A 23,047-nucleotide genomic window follows, 5' to 3' on the forward strand; every position below is an offset into this window, starting at 1 on the left:
CCGTGTCAGGCTTATGCTTCTTCGATACAAATGGCGATGTCTTTCACTTCGTAAATACGCAGACCATCTTTGCTCAGGTTTGCGTCACCAACGATGGTGCGTTTGCCGTCTTCGTCTTTAACCGCTGTGATATGTACATCGAGAGACATCTGTTTGTTCAGAGGGTTAATCTGACCACGGTATTTCCATTTCACTTCAGATTGGATTTGACCGAACTTTGGATTGCGGAAGTCAGCGCCAAGATCTTTGTTTAGCGCATAGGTTTGCATCAGCTCGATGATCGCTTCGACACCTAGAGAACCTGGCATTACAGGATCTTGATGGAAGTGGAATTGGAAGAACCAATCACTTGGGTCAATCGTACGCTCAGCGTATAGGTAACCAAGACCGTCTTTACCACCATCGCTAGTGATCTGCACGGTATCGATAAAGTTCAAACGACCGCCGGCCAATTTGTAGTGCTCTTGTACTTCACCAGTAGACGAGACAGGTGCATTGAAGTAACGCGTCGTTTTGTCTAGCAGGTTGATGTTTACATCCGGCGTGCGGTTGTTATCAACGTGCCAAGGATGAGTCACCTTACCGTTGTCCAAACCCAGTTGGTCTTTCAGTGCTGCGCCTTTGAAGTAACCAAATACCGCTGTACCTTCGTAGAATGGCACGCCGTCAGTGCTCAGTTCGAAGCTAAAGCTCTGTACGATGTTTGTACCCATCATTACGGTTGAAAGCAGGCGAGAATCGTTGGTGATCGTTTTGCCACGCAAGTCGACGTTACGCAGCATTTTGCCGCTGCCGTCTAGGTTACGGAAAAACAGTTCTTCACCTGGGAAGCCTAGTGTGGTGCCCATGTAGCCAGAGATGAAGCCGTTTGGCTGCAGTGAAATCTCCATCAACACCGAGTAAGGCATCAAGGTATGGTGGCTGTTTTCATCAAAGTACCATGCATTTTCTGGCACTTCGTATTCAGCGATACACGATGAAGGTTTCTTGAAGTCGCCACGCTTGCCGTCGATCTCAACGACACGAGTGGTTAACTGCAAGTCGCCACACGGAGTACGTGGTGGAATCATCCCACGGTAGATAGAGAAATCAGGGCCGAAACATTTTTCGATGTCGCCGGTTGCGAATTCGAACATGTGGTAAGGCGTGAACGGAACCGTATCGGGTGTGCGATTTGGGTAAGCTGGAGTCACCGGCGCTTCAACGTGTTGAAGAGGAACGACACCCTTGTTTGGCGCCGTTTCTAGGTCTTCAATTTGAGCCATAAGTGGCGCATTTGCTGAAGCTTGTTGATTCACTGCTGGTGTATGGCCCAAGCTTTTATGGTCCAAGCTTTCGATAACAGGAGTCGCGACAGCTGTTTCTAAAGAAGGTAGGTAACGAGTACATTCATCGTCTTCTTTGATCATCACACCCAAGTTTTGGAAATCAACAATCACTTTGCCATTCAGCAAAATATCGATGTTAGCTTTCGCGTATGGGCGAGGGCTTAGACCAATCTCGGTCACTTCCATGCGGTAAGTCAGTTCTGCCGATTGTGGTAGAACTTGACCACGACAGCGTACTTGTTGAGGGGCATTTTCAAGCGGTTGGAAACGACCATTTTGAACAAGCGTGTGCATGCCAAGGTGCATCATGAAGAATTGCAGCAGTTGACCACAACCTTCTGCCATCAAAGAGCCAGCCATTACTGAGTCATCTTTGAAGTGACAAGGGAAGTACCAGTGCTCAGGCTCTAGCTGTTTGTGACCTTCAATCAGACCAAGTCCCCATGTGCCGCCTTGCGGTTCAACACGGCTAACCTTTTCGATCATCATGAACTTCTCTGAGCTGAAGCACAAAGAAGGCTGGTGGCGATCAGATTGGTGAGTCGGGCCAAAACACTCTGCGATGTTGGCAGTCAGCAGGTGGCGCAGTTCTTGGTGGTTAAACTGGGTTTTAGGGCAGTGCAACATAGGGTCGAAGCGTTGCTTAGTTGCCAGCTTACGAGCCTTGATTTCATCTTCAGTGTGAATAACACCTTTGCCGTCTGCTAGCTCTTCGTCAGTGAAGAAGCCTGCACAACCGTTATCCATTTTCAGGATCATCTTGTCGCCAACGAAACATTCGTACGAGAAGAAGAACAGTAGCGTGTCGCCATTGCGAGCAAAGCTGTTGATTGAGATGTCGTAACGCAGCGTATCGCCACCACGAGGCAAGTCGCCAAGGAAGGTCAGCGTACAGTCAAGTAAGCGATAAACACGCTCGCCTTTGTTTTCAAAATCGATACCTAAGTAGCTGATCAGCATTAGGTCGCACTGACCTGATTCAACTGCAACAGCCCAAGGGATTTGACCATCAACAAGATACGGTGCATCAACTGGGATGTCGTACTCTGTGGTCATGGTGCTTGGCTTGTATTCGTTCACTGTCGCGTTGAGCTTGGTTACACGAGATACCAATAGGTAGTCTGTGGTTGGTAGGCGAACGCGGCGCGAGTAGCTATCGATGATCGCGTAGTCAGGGCCAAATACATTGGCGATGTCGCCTTCAGCGTATTCAACCAGGTCATCGTAATCCCAGATACATGGTTTACGGATAGGTTTTACTGGTGCTGGTGTCGCAAGTGCGTTTACTGGCGCTGACTGAACCTGAGCTGGTTGAGCTTGCACAGGCTGAGTTGATGTTTCGGCTGAGCTATCTAAACCAGACGTAATTGCGTTTAACTGTGCTTTTAATAGCGCATCAGCCATCTGCATGCCTTGGGCTCGAGTGTGCAGGAATGCTTTGTGTACCTGTTGAGCTGCTTGCTGATTTTGAGCAAAAGCTTGGTTGTGTGGTGTTACAGACGGCTGTGATGCTGCATCCGTATTAGCGTCGACATTTGATACGCCATTTTTAGCGGATAGGACATGAGTCATATTGCTGTGGTTACCTGTTAGCTGACTGTGGCGAGTTGGCGCCAGAGTAGGGGATACTGATGTAGGAGTTTCGATGACTGGCTCTACCGCGTTCTGCGCTAATGCCTTCTTCTCTAACTCTTTTTGCGCAAGGGCTGCTTTGATGTTTGCTGTCGTTGGAATCGACGCCACTTTTGCTGCTTGTTTGCCAGAAGCTTTCTGCTGAATCGTTGCCAAGTTAGTCACTGGGGTTTGGGCAATATGTTGATAGATATCGCGACCACCAAGAGTCACTTGCTTAACCAATTGACGTTTAGCATCGCTCGCCAGTTCATTGCTTAAACGAACGGAAAGTGACTGAGATTCAACACTCGACTGGCTTAGTAGCAGCTGTGAACATTGTCCTTCGCTGATGTTGGCAACAATCGCGCTCTTAGAGCTGATATTTGGATTCAGAGACTCAAGGTTCAGGTTGAGGAGACCGTGTAGCAGGCTTGCCATGCCAGAAGCTGCAGAGCAGTGACCAACACGTTGGCTCGCTTGAGTGGTCTTGGTAACTTCTAAGTTGAGAGATACAAGCTCGTGTGACAAAGACTCAGGTGCATGGTTAAGCTCAAGCAGAGAAACATCGTTTGAGCTCATACCGACTTGAGTCAGTAACTCATCAACAACGGCGTTGTTACGCTCGCTTGAGCCAAAGGCCAAGGCGTTAATGCTGCCGTAAGCTGTGTCTTGGTTGCTCGCTACTCGACCTTCTTCCACAAGAACAATTGCACCTGCGCCTTCGCCCACATTCCAACTGCCGTCTTGCGGTTGTCCGAATTTTGGATCAAGCGACACTGGGCTCACGCTGTTCTTGATAATCACATGTTCTGCACTGCCACTAAGGTCAACGGCTGCAATAACAACTGCGTCCATCGATTCTTGCGACATCAGGTTTTGTGCGACATCGATACAACGCGCAACTGACTGTTCAGCAGCTGAAATCGTAAAGGCAGGGCCATTAAAGTCCCACAATGACGAGATACGCGAAGCCATGATATTGCCGATGAAACTGGTGTATTGGTTCAGCTTGGCTGCGTCCATCACACTGTCCATCGCGATGGTTTCTAGCGATTGGTATTCGTCTTGTGTTAGCTCAATACCCATGTTGGCAAAGCTGTCAGCCAATTGGCTATGCAGGTTTACGCGTCCACGGAATTGGTGCATCTCAAGCTCAGTTTCCATCGCTACCAGTACTGCAACCTTTTGGCCTGCCACAAGCTTGGCATCTTTGATCGCTTCGTCTGCAACTTTCATCAGTAGCAACTGCTGAGAGATCAAACGGTCATCTTCATTCGGCGGTACTTTGAAGCGTAGGAAATCGAGGTCGAATTGATCGATGTAAGCCCCGTTTGGAATGCCGTGTAAACCAAACTGATTCAGCAGTTCTGGATGTTGGTCTAAACCTTTCCAGCGCTTCTTAGGCAAAGCAATGAAAGCATCGTTGTTGGTTTCAATCGCAGTGCTCAGCGCGTTGATGCTTTGCAGAGAACCGAAGTGAGACGCTAGGCCAGTAATGCTTAAATTAGACGGCTGTAGGCTTGGAGATGCCGACTCTAGAGTCTGGTTTACATGACTCTTATCTGAGTACGCTTCAAGCAGTAAGTGTGCGTTACAACCACCGAAACCAAATACAGAAACACCCGAACAGCGCTCTGAGTTGCCCGCTTTACTTGGCCAAGGTTGAACTTGCGTTGGTAGCGTCTGTGAGCCAAATAAACCTTCTGGCGACGATAGCGGCTTGTCCAAATTAATACTTGGCGGAAGAACACCTTCTTTCATCGCAAAAATCATCTTCATGATCCCCGGCATACCCGCCGCAGTCAGTAAGTGACCGAGGTTGGACTTCGCAGAGCCAATCAATGGCGGGTTAGAACCATTCAGTTTGTCAGCAAAGAAACGTTCCATTGAGGTTAGCTCAACCTTGTCACCTAACGGTGTGCCGGTTGCGTGACACTCAATTACTTCGATGCTGTCTGGTGTTAGGTTAGAAGCTTCGTAAGCGCGTTCAAAGGCTTGGACTTGTCCTTTGCTATTTGGGCTTAATACGAACTGACCACGGCCATCGTTCGACAAGCCGATTCCACTGACGACTGCGTAGATGTTGTCGCCATCACGCTCTGCATCAGCCAAACGTTTTAGGACTAAAACACCGGCACCTTCGCCAGCAAATAGACCTTTACTGTTGCTATCAAACGGAACCGACACACTGTGGTCAGGGTAAGCGTGGAAGATGGAAAAACCCATGTTGATAAAGAATGGGTCAGCACCGGATACTGCGCCCGCCAACATCATGTCGGCTTTGCCCGTGTTCAAGTAATCACACGCTAACTTCAATGAATACACGGAACTTGCACATGCGGCATCTAGGCTAAGTTGGACGTTGCCTAAACCCAATGCATCAGCCACTAACTTAGAGGCGTTGTGTGCTGCCGCACCGTTGATCGGGTTGAGGTCTTGCACGGTTTCATTGGTTGGCAGCAGTGAAAACTGGTCATTAGCCAATTTAGCTTGTAGTGCTTTCTCGACCACCGAGTGATATATCGGCAGAAACAAGTCGTTTGAGCGTGTGGTTGGGAACGAAAGGGCACCCATGATCACGCCTGTGCGCTCTAAAACATCGGCATTCAGATCAATGCCAGCGTCGACTAAAGCCTTACGACTGGTGTCCAAAGCCCATAGGAAACTTTGGTCAACACCGTTGAATGACTCAGCTGTTAAGCGGTAGCCATTGCTGTCGAAATTGAAGTTTTCGATGTAGCCGCCTTTATCACAGTAAAAGCGGTCTGATTCGCCTTGCACGCCCTGATAGCTTTCCGGTTTAGCACCTAACTTTTCAGCGCTTAATGTGGTGCGAGAATCTTTTTTATCTAGCAAGTTTTGCCAAAAGTCTTTTGGCGTATCCGCTTCTGGATACTGGTTAGCAATACCAACAATCGCGATCTTATTGCACTTCACTTGCTGCTTATTCTTAGTTTGAGCCTGATACTGGTTCGATTGAGAACTCATACTAGCTCTCCTTGATGATTCACTGCGCTGCCTTGAGGCACACCACGTAATTGCTTAGCGGCGGTGATCTGTTGTTCTAGCCCTTGAATAAGTGGCTCGACAGACAGTGGAATTTGATGAGTAATGAGCTGGCCAATACACTTGATGAGCGTGACAATATCGTCACCACCCTTGGCATTGGAAGCGATTGTGCAGTACTGGTCGGCTACGTTGTCGCTACGATTGATCTTGTCGATCAATGTGCTGGTTTGACGATCGGCACCTACTTCGACAAACAGACGAGCACCTTGCTGACGCACACTCTGGATCAACGCGGTGAAATCCAGCGTCGAACAGAAAGTATCGGCAATTGAAAGGGCGATGCTGTCGCTGTCGATATTGATTGGTGCGCCCGTCGTTAGACCTGCTGCGCTGATAAAGCGGATATGCTTTGGCAATTCGTCGAACAGTGGTTGCGTGTAAAACTTACGCACTTGGCTATGTTGGCTCAATGCTGGTGTGGTGTGCATTGCGGTAACACGATTCGCGGCAATGCCACGTTTACCCAGTTTTTTGAGCAATGCACGACATGTGCTTTCACAACCTGCCAGTACGCAAGTGTCACCTTGGATGATAGCGAGATAAGCGCGTGGAAACTCTGGTAACAGAGCCTCAATCGCTTGCGCATCACTGCGAACCACAAAGCTGTTCCATTGGATGCTTTCGTCGCCGTTCAGCTGCCAATCTTGACGCACTGCAGTGAGTTCGCCAGAAATTGCCGTGGTGAAAATAGGGCTAGTTTGAGTCATCTCAATCAGCGCATGTGGGTTTTTCCAAACATTTAAGCTCGCCCACATGGAAGCCTCACCCTTGGAGTAACCCAAAGCGAAATCTGGCTGCACTTTGAATTCATCACATAGCAGTTGTGTTAACAGGTAACTACTGCCTACACCGGCAATTGCCAATTCACTAAGCGACATTTCTTGCGAATCTTCAGCGTAGGTTTTCTCTGCCTGCAGCATCTCTTTCAAGTTACCCTCACGTTCTAAACGAGCAAATAACTGTGGGAAATGGTGGTGAAAATCGCGCAACATACCGGGATAAACCGTGCCAACACCAGGGTAAACAAATGCAACGCCACCTTTGCTTTGAGGCTTTGGTGAGAAACAACTGCCTGCTGGAGTCTTGTATTGGCTATTGTCAGCCATTATTTTTGGCAACGCATTTTCTAGCGCTGTGATCTCTTGCAGTGCAGCATCGATTGAAGCCGCCTGAATCACGATATTCGCACCACAGTCAGCATTGTGTTGAGCGCTTTGGAAATGACTTAGGTTTGAATACATCAAGCTGGCGATAGCAAGTTCTCTGTCTGCCGAATCACTAACGCATTTAAGCTCAGCTCTTAGTGAGGCCAACTGAGAAACCAATTCAGTTTGCTCGCAGCCAGAAACCACAAACATCAAACTCTCGCTGGATAGCAATGGCTTTGGCTCGTGCAAACCGGTCGCTTGAGTCAATATCAGGCTGGTGGCTTTTGGGCTATCGTCACTGAAAGTTAACGCAGCAACACGTGCTTTGTTTGGCTCAGTGAACCAGTAATGGTTAGGTAATGAATGGCTCGGTAATGAACGGCTCGATATCGCATTAACTATATTCAACAATTCATCAAACTGCTGCGAAGCCGATAAGTCAGAGTGTTGCTGTTGATGACTTAAATCTGAAGCGGGGCGGCGTGCAATATCCAGAGCTAGCTGAATGCTATTTCCGGTAGCTGTATCTACAAAGCTCGCCAAATTCGCGTGTGGGTGAATCTTATTCTGAGCAGCATTCAGCGCACTTAACATCAACAATGATGGTGAGTGATGATCCAAACAGAGCTTAACGACATTACCTTGATTGACTGTCTCGATGGCGTGAGCAAGTGCTTGATTAAAATTGCCATCAACCACAACAGTTATCATCTCTGGGAACGAGGGAAATAAGTCGGCAGAAAGCTCAGCCGCGTTTGCTGGCTGAGCTAAAAGAGCGATGCGCAATGGCATCGCTTTATTAGTAGGAACAGTCACTATGACAATTGCTCCTTTTCTGGGTTCTTAGTCGCTTCTTTCTTCGGCACTGCTGAGCTAGATTTTGGCAAAAATGCGTCATTTAAGCTCTTGCTGATGGTGACTTTGGCACCTTTCATTACTGCGCTTAAACGACCATCTTGGTGGTAAAGCGAGATATCAGCTTGCAGTGAACGAGTCGTGCTTTTTATCACGCTCAGTTCTAGCCAACCTTGGTCACCATTGTGCATCGGTGCGTAACACACAAACTCACCGATTGCAGACGGTAGGCTTGCCGCGCCGTATTTCAATCGAGCCCATACCAACATGGCTTGCAACAGATAATCTTCAGCAAATGGTTGGCTATCGCCAAAGCCTTGCTTAGGAATAAATGATCCGCAGTCGCTGTTTTCAATCTGAGGCAACTGGCACTGAGCCAATAAGCCTAAGTCGTCAAAGCGCTCAACTGAGGTAATACCTTGCAATCTTGGTCCATGAAACAGAGTGCCGTCACTGTATAGAGCTTGTGCCGTTGTTACAGGTGCTGAAGTGCTGGCTTCAAAGCGTTTTGTCGACGCTTGTTGAACATCTTCAGACATTTGCACAGAGGCAACTTGCAACTGAGCTTGATACTGTGGTCGTCCTTGGCAGCTGATTACTGCTTTTAGCTGATCTTTTGATTTAGCATCAGAGGAAAGAACCAGTTTCAGCTCTTTCACTTCATCAGTATCAAAAATCACACCTTTCAGCAGTTTGTAGTTGTGAACGCTAACGTTCACCCCTAACAGTTGCTCTGCGACTTCACGCATCCATTGGATGGCACACACTGTCGGTAACACTGGGTTACCGGCAATGCAGTGATCTTGAATGAAAGGCAATGCCTTTGGATCAAGATGACGTGTCACAGTAATGCTTGTATTCAGCGGACTCTCTGCAAGGTGCACAGACTCCGCATTAAGCTTTTTTACAGCAGCTTCCTTGTTGTCAGAACCTTGCATGCTCGTACCAACCAGCAGTTGAATGCCAGTTTCGTTCAGTAGTTGAGAACTAAATAGCTCTGCACCCGCCTGAAGAGGAATTACGTACACACCGCGCTCTGTAAACATACGTTTCAGTGCTGCGTTGACCATGCCACCGTCCCACGGTCCCCAGTTGAAGCTCATCACTTTCGCTTGAGGGTTACGAGCAGACAGCTGTAGAGCCGCTTTGTTCAGGATCTCGTTGGACATTGAGTAATCGCTTTGGCCTGTGTTTCCGTAGAAACCCGCCGCCGAAGAGAACATCGCAATCAGTTTTAGCTTGCTGCTATCAAGACCACCAAGAACCGCTTCTAGTCCGCCCACTTTGGTGCCGTAAACCATGTTCAGTTCATCAAGCGTTTTGTCTTGAATATGCTTGTCAGCCAGTACACCTGCACCGTGGATAAGACCTGTGATGCCTTCGAAGTTTGCCAGTGTTTTTGCTACTGACTCATGGTTCGATACATCTAGGCTTAGGTATTCAGCGCTCGCGCCGATCTCATTGAAAGCGGCAAGTGCTGCGTTGATTTCAAGGCTGCTCAATGCAGGTTTTAGCAAGGCATCTACTTTCTTCGGCGTTGGTTTGTCACCTGTTGCTTGTAGGTGAGCGATAGCCGCTGGTTTTAGCTCTTTCTCTTGCTTACCTTGTGCCCACTGAGGTAGCTCAACTGAAGTAATATGCTTACTACGACCTGCAAGAACGAAATGAGATTTACATTGCTTAGCAAGCGTCAGTGCACATTCAAACGTCACGCCTTTAGCGCCACCAGTTACGAGAACTTTGTCGCTCTTGGTGAGTTGAGCGCCTGTGTTTTTAGTTTGTGCAGCGCCTGGTGTTGTCGCAATCAGTGTTGCACGACCAGATTCACCGTTTTCCGTATGGCTAAGGCCGATTTCAACCGTGTTGGTATCGATATCGAACAGTTCACCTGTGATAGCTTCAGCTAGGTGACGAGCATCAATAGAAGCGTCAGCATCCAATGCACGGCAGAATACGTTTGACCATTCATGGCTCAGTGTCTTAGTTAGACCAGATAGAGCCGCTTGGTTAAGTTCTGCATTCGCTAATTGCTTAGTATCTAGGTAACCAAAGCCACCATCGATACGGCTTAGTGTGAAGAACACGCTACGACCAGAAACGGCATTCAGTTGGCCATTTAGGTGCTTGGCGAATAAGAACGCTGTCGTCAGTGAAGCTCTTGAGTCTGCATTCAAGTTAACCGCTTGCTCGTTGCTTTGTTTAGCATCAACGATAGCTTGTAGGTGAATGAAGCCAGCAATCACTTTGTTCGACGTTTTAAGGTCTGCTTCGATGTCGTTAATAACTGCAGTCACACCAGCATCATCGACGCTGTTGAGTGTGTAGCTTGCGATTTCACTGTTTAAAGGTGACGCGGCAGAAAGAGCACTACGCACTACAGCAACTTGAATGCCGTTAGCGGTAAACTTTTCTGCTAGAACACCGGCGTTGTGACCATCATCTGTGATCACGACACAAGCGTCTTTTGAGAAACAATCGACGAGTTTATCTGCCGCTGGTAGCTTTTTTAGCGCTACCTCATTGTGTGGAGGAAGTTCCGCTGTCGCTGTTTCTGCGATAGGCGTTACTGATTCAGCTTTAGCAGTCGCTACAAGTGCAGCAACGGATAGCTTGCTTTGCATGTAGGTAACGATTTCACCAAGAGTACGACACTCAGCTAAGTCTTCAGGGTTTAGCTCTGGCAGCGTTGGTAGCTGGTCTTGAACCGTACCCAAGATCTCAACGCGTTTAATCGAATCGATACCAAGGTCAGCTTCCATGTCCATCGCTAGGTCGAGCATTTCTGCTGGGTAGCCTGTTTTGTCGGCAACCACTTCCATCATAGTTGATTGAACGTGAGCAGGGTTTAGGTCGTTGCTCGTGCTTTCTACAGCGGCTTCTGGAGCAGGAGCTACTGTCGCTGCTTCCGAATTCGGAGCTAGCTTGCTGTTCATGTAGTCTACAATTTCACCCAGAGTACGACACTCAGCTAGGTCTTCAGGGTTTAGCTCTGGCAAGGTTGGTAGTTGGTCTTGAACTGTACCAAGGATCTCAACACGTTTGATTGAGTCGATGCCAAGGTCTGCTTCCATGTCCATTGCTAGGTCTAGCATTTCTGTTGGGTAGCCCGTTTTATCAGCCACTACGCTCAACATTGTGCTTTGAACTTGCTCTGCGTTTAAACCGTTTGATACTGCTTGCGCTGGTGCAGATATTTGAGCCGCTACTGGAGCAGAAGCCGGAAGCTTGCTGTTCATGTAGTCGACTATCTCACCAAGAGTACGACACTCAGCGAGATCTTCAGGGTTTAGCTCTGGAAGAGTCGGTAGTTCGTCTTGAACCGTACCTAGGATTTCAACACGTTTGATTGAATCGATACCAAGGTCAGCTTCCATGTCCATTGCTAGGTCTAGCATTTCAGTCGGGTAGCCCGTCTTCTCTGCTACCACTTCTAACATGGTTTTTTGAACGACAGCCGCATCTAGACCATTGCTAGCTGTTGCCGGAGCAACTACTGCTGCTTGTGAAGACACGGGAGCAGAAGCTGGAAGCTTGCTGTTCATGTAAGCAACAATTTCGCCAAGAGTACGACACTCAGCTAAGTCTTCAGGGTTTAGCTCCGGAAGAGTAGGCAGTTCATCTTGAACCGTACCAAGAATCTCAACACGCTTAATTGAGTCGATACCAAGGTCTGCTTCCATATCCATTTCTAGATCAAGCATTTCCGTTGGGTAACCTGTCTTCTCAGCAACCACTTCTAACATGGTTTGTTGAACGACTTTTGCATCAAGACCGTTAGCAGCTTGAACAGGAGCAGTTGCGCTTGGCTTTGCTGCCACAGGCGCTGATGCTGATGTTGGCATCTTGCTGTTCATGCTTTTACTGTTCATGTACTCGACGATTTCGCCAAGAGTACGACACTCAGCTAAATCTTCAGGGTTCAGCTCAGGTAGGTTTGGCATTTCGTCTTGAACGGTACCAAGGATCTCTACGCGTTTGATTGAGTCGATACCAAGGTCTGCTTCCATGTCCATTTCTAGATCAAGCATTTCCGTTGGGTAACCCGTTTTCTCAGCGACTACTTCTAGCATCACTTTTTCAGCATCGGCTGATTGTACTGCTACAGGTGCAGCCACAGGAGCCGGTTGTGCTTTAACTGGCACAGGCTGAGCTGCAACCTGTGCTGCCGCTTGAGCCGCTACTTGTGGTGCAGGAGCTGCTTTCTGTACTGGAGCTTTCTGAACTGTTGTATTTTGAACCGGCGCAGCTTGTACAGGAGCTGTTTGCACTTGAGCTACAGGCTGTTGAACGATAGCTGCTGGAGTAGTTTGAGTAGCTGGAGCTTGAATCACTGGCTGAGCATTTACTGGCGCAACGAAGGTTGGTTGTACCGTTTGTACTGAACCTTGTGTCAGCATATTAAGTGCTGAGTTGTTGCTGTGCGCTTGCATTTCTAGGTAATGAGCGTGAGCTTTTAGCGTTTCAGCTTGGTGCTGGTGGAACATCTCCATAGAACGCTGTAGGTTCTCAGGAATTGCTACGCCTGCTGTTGCCATTTTCGCTTGCTCAGACATTAGGGTGTTGAACGTGTCACCGTATTGCTGAGGAATTGCAAGGAACTGCTGATGTACTTCTGCTGCTTGTTGTTGAGCATTGAAGAATGATTGCAGTGAAGACTCATCAACCGTTACTGAAGCTGTTGGTTGAATAGTCGCCGATGCAGGTTGTGCCACTTGAGGTTGCTGAGCTGCTTGTGCACTTGGCGCTGCTGCAACTGACTGTTGTACATTTGAAGCTTGAGGAGCAGCCACAGGTACTTCAACGATTTCTGTTTTAATCACTTCTTTTTCCACGATTTTCTCGACTTCAACTTTCACTTCAACAATCTCAGTCTTTTCGGTGACGTTGCCCGAAGCCAATGATTGATCCATTTTCTTACGAGTAGCAGGGCTGATGTAGTTGGTTGCATTCAGCTTGATGTTCATTGGTGATGCCTTTGCAGGTTCAGCAATGTCAGCTTGGTAAGGGTCAATGTTGTCTAATGAAACACCTGTCACGCACAGTTGAACCGCAGCTAAACGAAGCTGTTGGTCACTGTCTCCTTTAGGGCTTGGGTTGATGCTGATTGCGTAAAGTTCTTCGTTTTTATCAGCCAGTGTTTTCTCAACCAGCTTTTGAAGAATGTTTTTCGGACCGAACTCAACGAATACGCGCGCGCCTGCTTCATACATCGCTTCAATTTGCTCGCTGAAACGAACCGATTGCAGCATGTGTTGTTTGAATGCTTTCTTAATCGCTTTAGCGTCTTTGCTGTGCAGTTTGCCCGTTGCGTTTGAGTAAAGCGGCAGCGTTGGAGCGCTAAATGAAGCTTTATCAATTGCAGCTGCAAATGGCTTTTGAGCATGAGCAACAAGCGGGGTGTGGAAAGCACCAGATACTGGCAGAGCAATTGCTTTGAAGCCTTGCTCAGTTAGCGCTTGGGCTGCCTGCTGAACGGTTGCTGTTGGACCAGCAATAACCAATTGAGTCGGAGCGTTGTAGTTGGCAATGCTCACGCCTTCGAATTGGCTGATGCAGCTTTCAACGGCTGGAAGTTTGTCTGCGTCTAAGATGACCGCAAACATAGTACCGCTGTCGCCTTGTTCAGGTGTCGCCGCCATCGCATCGCCACGAGCGAAAGCTAGTTGGTAGTAATCGTCTTGCGAGATAACACCCGAAGCACATAGTGCGCTTAGTTCACCAAAGCTGTGGCCTGCAACCATGTCTGCTTTGAAGCCAGCTTGAGTCATGATGTCGAACTGACCCATAGACACAGTACCAATTGCACTTTGCGCATTGGCCGTGTTGGTTAACACCGCTTCTTGAGCTTTGGTTGCTTCTGGTGTGAAGGTTGGAATAGGGAATAGAATTTGGGACAGAGCCGTCTTCTTGTGCTGACCAAATACTTGGTCCGCTTGAGCAAGCTGTTGGCGCATCTCTGGGTAATGACAAGCAAGCTCGCGACCCATGTTGAGATATTGCGAACCTTGACCTGCAAATAGCGCTGCTACTTTACTAGTGCCGTTTTCAGCAATCAGTGCTGACTCACGGTAGCTAGTACCGTTTGGCATCTGCCAATGTGCTTTGGTTTGGCTCTCAAGCATAGGAATCGCTTGAGTCAGTTGCGCTTGAAGGTCTGCTTGGTCAGTTACAACTAAACCAAGACGAGCATGCTTAGCGTCAACTTCGCGTAGAGCGTGTTGCTCAGCAAGCGCTTCCAGTTTGAACGCTGCATCTGCAGTTTGAGTTGAAACCTGTTTAAGTTCATTGATCAGTGCTTGACGAGATTCTGCGCTGAATAACAGAGTTTGCGGCACTTGGCGTTGACGGTATTTGTCACCGCGAGTGTGCTCTGGTGTGTACTCTTCCAATACCACGTGGAAGTTAGTGCCACCAAAACCGAATGAGCTGATACCTGCACGGCGTGGTGTGCCGTCGACACGTTTCATCCAAGGGCGCGTTTGTGTGTTTAGGTAGAACGGCGAGTTTTCGATATCCAGTTTAGGATTCGGAGCCGATACGTTAATCGTTGGCGGCAGTACTTTGTGGTGCAGTGCTAAGGCAGCTTTGATTAAACCTGCAGTACCCGCGGTTGATTTAGTGTGACCAATTTGAGATTTCACAGAGCCTAACGCAATGTGTTGCTTCTCTTCATTGTTCTCACTGAATACCGAGTTTAAGCCACCAAATTCAGCAACATCGCCTGCTGCAGTACCTGTGCCGTGCGCTTCTAGTAGGCCAAGCGTGTGCGGTGCGAAACCTGCATCATCATAAGCACGTTTGAGTGCTTTTGCTTGTCCTTCAGGGCGAGGCGCGTAAATACTCTTGAACTTACCATCCGAAGAAGAACCGACACCTTTAATCACTGAGTAGATTCTGTCGCCGTCACGTTCAGCATCTTCAAGGCGCTTAAGAGCAACCATGCCGATGCCTTCACCAATCATCATGCCTTTTGAATCGATGTCGAAAGGTTGAATGGTTTCGTTTGTAGTGAATGCTGGGGTTTTAGAGAAGCTCATGTACATGGTTGGTGAGTTATCAGTACACACACCACCAGTGATCATCATTTCACTGCGACCTTCAACCAGCTCGCTCAGTGCCATGCGCATTGCGGCTAGAGAACCTGCACACGCAGCATCTACTACACAGTTGATGCCACCAAGGTCAAAGCGGTTAGCAATACGACCTGAAATTACGTTACCTAATGAACCAGGGAATGAGTTCTCTTCCCAGTGGATGTATTGGTCTTGGAATTTTTTGATCAGCATTTCGCTGTCTTCGTCGTTGATGCCACTGCTCTTGAAGACTTTTTTCAAAACAGGGTATTGAAGACGAGCATTCAAGCTTTGAGCGATCTTCTGACCACCGCCTACACCGAGTGTAATACCGATCTTATCGCGATCGTAACCTTCAGGAAGTTTCGCATCTTCAAGTACTTCTTTTGCCACGATCAGAGAAAGCAGCTGTGACGTATCAGTCAGTTCTAGGATATTTGGCGGAAGGCCGAATTCCATAGGGTTGAAGTCAACTTCTGGGATGAAGCCACCGCGCTTACAGTAAGATTTGTCTGGCGTAGTACGATCTGAATCGTAGTAATCTTCTGGGCGCCAGTGTGTATCAGGCACTTCGGTAATTGCATCGATCTTTTCGCTGATCAAATCCCAGAATTTGTTTAGGTAGCGAGAGTTCGCAAACATGCTTGCCATACCAACGATAGCAATAGGCATGTCTTTAAGACGTTTATTAAGTCGAGTGTCGTCGACTGATTCCGGTGTATTTTTTTCGGGTTGGCTCATTATGAGTCTCCACTTGAAATCACTGAGGGCGATGTCGTGTTTTGAGGCTGCGCTTTTAATTGAATCGAAAATAAATCTGAAACAGATTTGGGCAAACGCAGCTGAAGAGTAAGGCTGCCGAAAGTTGGCCACCTGACTGAAATAGGGGGTGCGAAGTTCATTGACTTGCAGACGTTGAGAACGTGTTTCATGCGTGAAGGGGGTATTCGAATGTGAGGTTAATGTCCATTTAAATCCTGTCCAAAGTACTGCTTTATGCAAAGCAGGTATCCGCAATAAAAACGTGTGAATTTGTTTAATGGTTGAGCAGGCTACCCGAGGTGAGTGGCCGATACAATGCTCCCAGAGGCCACTATGATCTGTTCAGACCAGATGATTTTACTGAACTTTTGTTTTTTGTATTTTTAATGCAATTAACTTATTGATAATTAATGGATATGAGTAGTTTTTTAGTGTTTATACTCTATTTTTTGACTTGGTGAGATCTATGTCAGATTTTTGTAAGTAACATTTAATAGATGACTGTTCCGTAAGGCTAAGTGTGATCTGTGTTTTAATTTGTTATTATTTGAAAAATTAGTTTTAAGTCCGCATATGAAGGGTGTTTCCTGCCCAAATTCTCTATGTTTCTCTCAAAACATAGGTGAGTTAAATTTGTTCGTTTTGATGTTTTATTGATGGCTTTATGAATAGTGATTTTTAAGAAGTGAGTACTCAAAAGATGGAAACACCAGTCGTTGATTTGTGGCTTTGTTCTCTAAGCAATTTGGATGAAGGTACTGATCATGTGTCGTGCCTTAAACAGAAACTGACCGACGATGAAGTCGCTAAGGTTGAGCGTTATCGAATGCCTTCATCTCAGATCCAAGCGTTCTATGTTCGTAACTACTTACGAGAGGTTCTGTCGATCTACTCTGATTTGACGGCTGAAGAGTGGCGATTTGAGTATGGTGAAAAAGGCAAACCAAGCTTGATTGCAGAGCAGCAACACAAAACCGGACTGAATTTCAATATTAGCCACAGTCAAGATCATTTACTGATTGCTGTCTGCCGAACGAAAGGGCAACCACTGCAGCTTGGGGTGGATATAGAACATGCAAGAAGCTCGACCAACATCGCGGCGATCATGAAGCATTACTTTTCGGAATTTGAGATTAACGATTTACTCGAGCTGGATGAGGTATCTCAAAGAGAACGTTTTTTTGATTTGTGGGCACTGAAAGAGTCGTACATCAAAGCGACAGGTAAGGGGTTGGCCACATCATTGAAAAGTTTTTCGTTCGATTTTTCCAATCTAACTCAACAAACGCTGCCAGTTCATTCGTCGGGTTTACGACCAGAGTTACATGGAGGAATCATTGTCCATAACGGTGTAGGGTTGGATGCTGCTGAAAATGACAATACTTCAACAGATTGGCAATGCAGTTTAGGAAGGCTGGATAACCAGTTTCGATTTGCCGTGACGCTTGGTGGTGCAACGCTTCCTATGCAATTAGAGATTAAGTGCTTCCCCAAATCGAAGCTACTTGGCTGAGTTTACGTTCGTTACACTAGAACCTTTAGCTTCTAATCTTGAACACGGCTCGCTCTCAGCCATTCGTAATATTGGCTAACTCGTTTCGCCAAGCATCGCTTTTAATACTTCTGCGGGTACAGGCTGAAGTTGTTTGTCTTTATCTAGGCAAACCATCTCGATATCACCAATCACGGCAGGTTTGGTTGCATCTTTACGCCATACCTCTTGTCGCCATAAGGTTTTGTATTTGCCATCGAGCTCAAAAGAGGTTCGGATATCGCAGATCTCTGCGAACTCAACGCCGTCTTGAAAGGTCATATTGGCTTTATACACCGCAAACCCCAGTCCATGTTCATTCCACAACTCTGCCAGTTTATCGCTGCCCAACACATGCTCGCGCGCACGCTCAAAGTATTTAAGAAAGTTAGGGTGATAAACCACACCTGAGTGATCGGTATCTTCGTAGTAAATCTGTACTGGGTGATGGTAGATCTGACTCATGGGTAGCAACTCTTGGTAAGTAGTGGATCAGTAAATCTGACTAAGTTGTGCAGCACTCTACAGGATAGGTTGAAATTACTTCAAGGCATCATCGTGAAAGGGGCTTTTGGTCAGACCTCATTTATCACTGATGCTTTGGTCAACTCCCACCCATTTACAAATATTCTATGTGTCATTTTCCACCCATTAATTTTTGTAGCGAGTTAGCGACAACTGCAGGCAGATCTGATGAAGCCTTGCGGTTAAAGGCTTGTTAATGAATTGTGTCAATATGGCGCGCTAATTGCCTTAGTGAAAGCACGCAGTTCCCATTGAAGGGCTGCTTTGTTTACTAAGGAGAATAATAATGTTTAAGCCTCTTACCCTGCTGTCTGTATCTGCTCTGGCGCTTACAAGTTTTAATGCTGCTGCAAACTGTGACCCTGGTGAAATCGTGATTAAATTCAGTCATGTAACCAATACCGATAAGCACCCGAAAGGCATCGCCGCTTCTTTACTGGAAGAGCGAGTAAACACAGAAATGAATGGAAAAGCTTGTATGCAAGTTTTCCCTAACTCAACACTTTACGATGATAATAAGGTACTGGAAGCCCTGTTAAATGGTGATGTTCAAATGGCGGCGCCATCGCTGTCAAAATTTGAGAAGTTCACTAAGAAATACCGCATTTTTGACCTTCCTTTCCTATTTGAAGACGTAGAAGCCGTTGACCGTTTCCAAAACTCAGAATCTGGTGAAAAGCTGAAGAACGCGATGAAGCGTCGTGGCCTGCAAGGTCTTGCGTTTTGGCACAATGGCATGAAACAGATGTCGGCGAACAAACCTCTTATCAGCCCTGAAGATGCAAAAGGTTTGAAATTCCGTGTTCAAGCATCGGATGTATTGGTGGCTCAGTTTGAACAACTAGGCGCTAACCCACAGAAGATGTCTTTCAAAGAAGTGTACGGTGGCTTGCAAACTAAAGTTATCGATGGTCAAGAGAACACATGGTCAAACATCTACGGTAAGAAGTTCTTTGAAGTACAAGACGGCGTGACCGAAACTAATCACGGTATCTTGGATTACCTAGTTGTAACGTCAAACGACTTCTGGAAAGACCTACCTGAAGATGTACGCACACAGCTTGGCACTATCGTTCAAGAAGTGTCTGAGACGCGTAACGCAGAATCTTCAAAAGTTAACCTAGCGAACAAAAACAACATCATCGAAGCGGGTGGTGAGGTTCGTACACTTACGCCTGAACAGCGTGAAGCATGGGTAGCTGCACTTCAACCAGTATGGAAGAAGTTTGAAAAAGACATCGGTTCAGACCTTATCGATGCAGCGTTAGCTTCAAACCAATAACACCGCTAAGGGAGTGGCGAGTATTCGTCACTCCTTATTAAAACAATTATAAGCGGAGTCAATTATGGAAAAGCCTCAAATGGAACAACCAAATTCTAGCGAATCAGCACTGGAAACCTCTCTTTTTTCCAAAGTCGGAAGAGTTACGGATGTGATTGAAGAGTCACTAATCGCATTTTTCCTTGGCGCAATGACGCTACTTACTTTTGCCAACGTGGTATTTCGATACGCATTCAATGACAACATCTTATGGGCACTGGAACTGACCGTGTTCATGTTTGCTTGGATGGTGTTAGTGGGCGCATCTTATGGCGTTAAAAAACACTTCCACATTGGTGTTGATGTGATCATCAACCTTGCCCCAGAAAAGCTACGCAAAGTGTATGCGCTCATCGCCGTGACAAGCTGCCTAGCATTTTCAATCTTACTTCTTATCGGTTCTTGGAATTATTGGTACCCATTCGCGACCGATCGCGCATGGTACGAGACCGACGATATTCCAATGCCAGAGATGCTTCAGTTTCTTGCTGACTGGCTGAATGAAGGCGAGCGATACGAGAAACTGCCACGTTTTATTCCTTATATGGCGCTGCCGATTGGTATGGCAATGCTAACGTTCCGTTTTGCTCAAGTTGCTTACCAAGTCGTCACAGGCAAGCTTGACCGCATGATTGCAGGACACGAAGCCGAAGAAGAGCTGGATGCGTTGAAAGCAGACGTGCTAGCGGGCCCTGACGAAGATGCAACAGCGGTATTGAATTCGACTCCGCAGAACAAAGCGAATGAGTCGAGTACAAAATCTAACGGTGAGGAAGACTAATCATGGCAATGTTATTTCTATTTTTAATGGTAATTGCTTTCATGTTGGTCGGTGTACCAATTGCAATTTCCCTCGGTTTATCGAGCGTAATATTCTTATTGATGCACTCAGATGCGTCATTAGCTTCAGTCGCACAAACGCTGTTTAATGCATTTGCAGGCCACTACACACTCTTAGCGATTCCTTTCTTTATCTTGGCCTCTAGCTTTATGTCTACAGGTGGTGTGGCGAAACGTATTATCCGTTTTGCTATCGCGATGGTGGGTTGGTTCCGCGGCGGCTTGGCGATGGCGTCGGTTGTGGCATGTATGATGTTCGCAGCCCTTTCTGGTTCATCTCCTGCAACGGTAGTGGCGATCGGTAGTATCGTTATCGCAGGTATGATCAAAAACGGCTACTCAAAAGAGTTCGCGGCAGGGGTTATCTGTAACGCAGGTACGTTGGGGATCTTGATTCCACCGTCCATCGTGATGGTGGTATACGCGGCGGCGACCGATGTATCGGTAGGTCGTATGTTCTTAGGTGGCGTTATTCCTGGTTTGCTGGCGGGTGTGATGTTGATGATTGCTATCTACATCGCAGCACGTATTAAGAAGATTCCGGCACAGCCATTTGTGGGCTGGGGCGAGATGTTCGCAGCTGCGAAAGATGCGAGCTGGGGCTTGCTGCTGATTGTCATCATTCTAGGTGGTATCTACGGCGGCATCTTTACTCCGACAGAAGCGGCGGCAGTGGCTGCGGTGTATGCCTTCTTCATTGCCAACTTTATCTATAAAGATATGGGGCCTTTCGCTGACAAGAACAATACAAAGCCTGCTTTGGTTAAGGTGTTCCAAACGTTTTTCCATAAAGACACCAAAGACACACTTTACGATGCAGGCAAGCTGACGATCATGCTGCTGTTTATCATTGCCAATGCTCTGATTCTTAAGCATGTACTGACCGAAGAACGCATTCCTCAAATGATCACTGAGTCTATGCTATCTGCAGGCTTAGGGCCGATCACCTTCTTGATTGTAGTGAACGTTTTACTCTTGATTGGTGGGCAGTTCATGGAGCCATCAGGCTTGCTGATCATTGTTGCTCCGCTGGTTTTCCCAATCGCGATTGCACTCGGTATCGACCCAATCCACCTAGGTATCATGATGGTAGTGAACATGGAGATAGGGATGATAACGCCGCCTGTCGGGCTCAATTTGTTTGTGACCGCCGGGGTCGCCAAGATGTCGATGATGAACGTGGTGAAAGCGGCACTGCCTTGGGTAGGCGTGATGTTCCTGTTCCTGATTATCGTCACTTACGTGCCGTGGGTATCTACATGGTTACCGACCACATTGATGGGACCGGAAATCATAACCAAGTAGCTATTTGAGTCATTCACTGACATGGAATTTAATCCATAAAAAATGAGGAGGTCGCTAGACCTCCTCATCTATATTTCTGCCACGATTTGAATGAGGCTTTATCTGCTCATACAAAGCGCGTTTTGCCTCTAATTCTGGCGTGTGTAGATCGACATGATTGTCAGCATAAAAAATACCATCTATCTCGAAAGTATCGGTAATCGATGGCACTTTTGTTTTCTCACCCATAACCACTTCCTTATTATATTTATTGCATAACATCCTGTTGTCGAAATAAGTATAGGTGATCTTGCTCCCAAATCTAATTTAGTTTGGTTCTACCTTATAAGATTCTTTCGTTAGCTGGTGCTTTTGCATCTTATCGTAGAGGGTTTTCCTCGGTAATTGCAGCCTCTCCATGGTCTCTTTTATACTGCCATTGCATTCAATAAGTGCCTGCTTCAACGTGTTTTTTTCAAAGTCAGATACCAATTCTGCCAAAGACAGTTCTTGAGTAGTTTCAGTGGCGCTGTCTGATAAGTGAGAAAGCTTACCTAAAAGTACAAAACGCTCTGCAGTATTACGTAATTCTCGAACATTTCCCGGCCAATCATGAGCCAAAAGTGCGTGCAGCTCCTTTTGTGGAAGGGCAGGGGCAGTCTTGCCATAACGCGCCGCAGCGACCAGTAAGAAGTGGTGGAAGAGTGCTGGGATATCTTCTTGTCGGCTTCTTAACGGCGGTAAATCTAAGGTCACAACATTGAGTCGATAATAGAGATCTTGGCGGAAAGAGCCTTCTTCAGCGGCTTTCTTTAGGTCGACTTTGGTTGCTGCTATCACTCGAATATCTAGTGGCACTAAACCGTTTGAACCAACTCGCTCAATAACGCGTTCTTGTAAGACGCGTAATAGGCGAATTTGTGCCTGCATCGGCATGGATTCAACTTCATCTAAGAATAGAGTTCCGCCTTGAGCAAACTCGAATTTACCCACTCGCTTGCTTTCTGCGCCCGTGAATGCCCCTTTTTCATGGCCATACAGTTCACTCTCAATCAGGTTTTCAGGAACAGCACCACAGTTGACCGCGACAAAGTTTTGCTCTCGACGGCTGCTTTGTTCATGCAGAGAACGTGCTACTAACTCTTTACCTGTACCTGTCTCGCCAAACAATAATATATCGGCATTGGTGTCGGCAATATGGGTGATGATGGAGCGCAGCTCAGTCATGGATTGCGTATCACCAATGATTCTAGGGCCGAGCGCTTGGCTGGCTTTGAGTGAACGTTTTAACTCAAGGTTCTCTAGTGTGAGCTGACGTTTTTCTATCGCTCGCTTAGTGGTTTCGATTAGGCGTTCATTAGCGAAAGGTTTTTCAATGAAGTCATAGGCGCCGTATTGGATGGCTTGAACGGCCATTGAAATATCGCCGTGACCAGTAATCATGATCACGGGGATCTCTTTGTCTTTGTGCATCACGGTGTTGAGCAGATCATGCCCGGATAGACCTGGTAGACAGATATCAGTGATGATCACGTGAGGTAAGCCGTTTTCTTGAATCGCGAGCAGAGCAGACTCCGCATCGGGAAAGAATTCGGCATCAATGTCGGCGAGCTCGAAGCTCTGTTCAATCGCCATTCTTAGATCGGATTCATCATCAATGAAATAGACGTGACACATAGTGATTCCTTTACTTCTTT

10 protein-coding genes are annotated in these 23,047 nt (G+C 47.0%); 4 read left to right on the forward strand and 6 right to left on the reverse strand.

The features are described 5' to 3' along the window. Window positions 1-11: 11 nt before the first annotated feature. From ACED41_RS04515 to ACED41_RS04525, 3 genes are read right to left on the reverse strand one after another with little or no spacing between them, the layout of a single operon-like run. Complete coding sequence (locus ACED41_RS04515) at window positions 12-5,930, reverse strand: beta-ketoacyl synthase N-terminal-like domain-containing protein (protein WP_371724546.1); 5,919 nt, start codon at window positions 5,928-5,930, stop codon at window positions 12-14. After that, window positions 5,927-7,975, reverse strand: a complete 2,049-nt coding sequence (locus ACED41_RS04520) for a PfaB family protein (RefSeq protein WP_065583680.1) — start codon at window positions 7,973-7,975, stop codon at window positions 5,927-5,929. Before ACED41_RS04520 ends, ACED41_RS04515 begins: the two co-directional genes overlap by 4 nt. Then, window positions 7,975-15,828 (reverse strand): phosphopantetheine-binding protein, encoded by a 7,854-nt coding sequence (locus tag ACED41_RS04525; protein ID WP_371724547.1) that lies wholly within the window; start codon window positions 15,826-15,828, stop codon window positions 7,975-7,977. Before ACED41_RS04525 ends, ACED41_RS04520 begins: the two co-directional genes overlap by 1 nt. 721 nt (window positions 15,829-16,549) lie before the next feature. Between ACED41_RS04525 and ACED41_RS04530 the strand changes: the two genes are divergently transcribed. Beyond that, on the forward strand, window positions 16,550-17,362 hold the full coding sequence (locus ACED41_RS04530) for a 4'-phosphopantetheinyl transferase superfamily protein (protein ID WP_371724570.1): 813 nt from the start codon (window positions 16,550-16,552) through the stop codon (window positions 17,360-17,362). Window positions 17,363-17,437: 75 nt separating this feature from the next. Here the strand turns inward: ACED41_RS04530 and ACED41_RS04535 are convergent, their stop codons facing one another. Beyond that, the gene (locus ACED41_RS04535; protein ID WP_004736070.1) at window positions 17,438-17,845 is read right to left on the reverse strand and encodes a thioesterase family protein; all 408 of its coding nucleotides are present in this window, start codon (window positions 17,843-17,845) and stop codon (window positions 17,438-17,440) included. A 346-nt stretch (window positions 17,846-18,191) separates the two neighbouring features. Between ACED41_RS04535 and ACED41_RS04540 the strand changes: the two genes are divergently transcribed. The 3 genes from ACED41_RS04540 to ACED41_RS04550 all read left to right on the forward strand — a co-directional run bounded on the left by ACED41_RS04540 (window position 18,192) and on the right by ACED41_RS04550 (window position 21,371). Beyond that, entirely contained in the window at window positions 18,192-19,187 is a 996-nt protein-coding gene (locus ACED41_RS04540; RefSeq protein WP_016788636.1) for a TRAP transporter substrate-binding protein, read from the forward strand. A 64-nt stretch (window positions 19,188-19,251) separates the two neighbouring features. Next, on the forward strand, window positions 19,252-20,007 hold the full coding sequence (locus ACED41_RS04545; protein WP_371724548.1) for a TRAP transporter small permease: 756 nt from the start codon (window positions 19,252-19,254) through the stop codon (window positions 20,005-20,007). Window positions 20,008-20,009: 2 nt separating this feature from the next. Next, on the forward strand, window positions 20,010-21,371 hold the full coding sequence (locus ACED41_RS04550; RefSeq protein ID WP_017060625.1) for a TRAP transporter large permease: 1,362 nt from the start codon (window positions 20,010-20,012) through the stop codon (window positions 21,369-21,371). Window positions 21,372-21,425: 54 nt separating this feature from the next. On the opposite strand, the gene ACED41_RS04555 is transcribed toward ACED41_RS04550, so the two are convergent. After that, window positions 21,426-21,599, reverse strand: coding sequence for a hypothetical protein (locus tag ACED41_RS04555; RefSeq protein WP_017060624.1), 174 nt, complete (start codon window positions 21,597-21,599; stop codon window positions 21,426-21,428). Window positions 21,600-21,677: 78 nt separating this feature from the next. After that, entirely contained in the window at window positions 21,678-23,027 is a 1,350-nt protein-coding gene (locus tag ACED41_RS04560) for a sigma-54 dependent transcriptional regulator (protein WP_102393527.1), read from the reverse strand. Window positions 23,028-23,047: the final 20 nt, after the last annotated feature.

Source organism: Vibrio sp. 1F255 (genome assembly GCF_041439145.1).
Taxonomy (GTDB): Bacteria; Pseudomonadota; Gammaproteobacteria; order Enterobacterales; family Vibrionaceae; genus Vibrio; species Vibrio crassostreae_C.

What these genes read in the sequence shown, in the direction of transcription:
- ACED41_RS04515 (WP_371724546.1), bottom strand. Translation starts at nt 5,930, where the DNA reads ATGAGTTCTCAATCGAACCAGTATCAGGCTCAAACTAAGAATAAGCAG.
- ACED41_RS04525 (WP_371724547.1), bottom strand. Translation starts at nt 15,828, where the DNA reads ATGAGCCAACCCGAAAAAAATACACCGGAATCAGTCGACGACACTCGA.
- ACED41_RS04530 (WP_371724570.1), top strand. Translation starts at nt 16,550, where the DNA reads ATGGAAACACCAGTCGTTGATTTGTGGCTTTGTTCTCTAAGCAATTTG.
- ACED41_RS04535 (WP_004736070.1), bottom strand. Translation starts at nt 17,845, where the DNA reads ATGAGTCAGATCTACCATCACCCAGTACAGATTTACTACGAAGATACC.
- ACED41_RS04540 (WP_016788636.1), top strand. Translation starts at nt 18,192, where the DNA reads ATGTTTAAGCCTCTTACCCTGCTGTCTGTATCTGCTCTGGCGCTTACA.
- ACED41_RS04545 (WP_371724548.1), top strand. Translation starts at nt 19,252, where the DNA reads ATGGAAAAGCCTCAAATGGAACAACCAAATTCTAGCGAATCAGCACTG.
- ACED41_RS04550 (WP_017060625.1), top strand. Translation starts at nt 20,010, where the DNA reads ATGGCAATGTTATTTCTATTTTTAATGGTAATTGCTTTCATGTTGGTC.
- ACED41_RS04555 (WP_017060624.1), bottom strand. Translation starts at nt 21,599, where the DNA reads ATGGGTGAGAAAACAAAAGTGCCATCGATTACCGATACTTTCGAGATA.
- ACED41_RS04560 (WP_102393527.1), bottom strand. Translation starts at nt 23,027, where the DNA reads ATGTGTCACGTCTATTTCATTGATGATGAATCCGATCTAAGAATGGCG.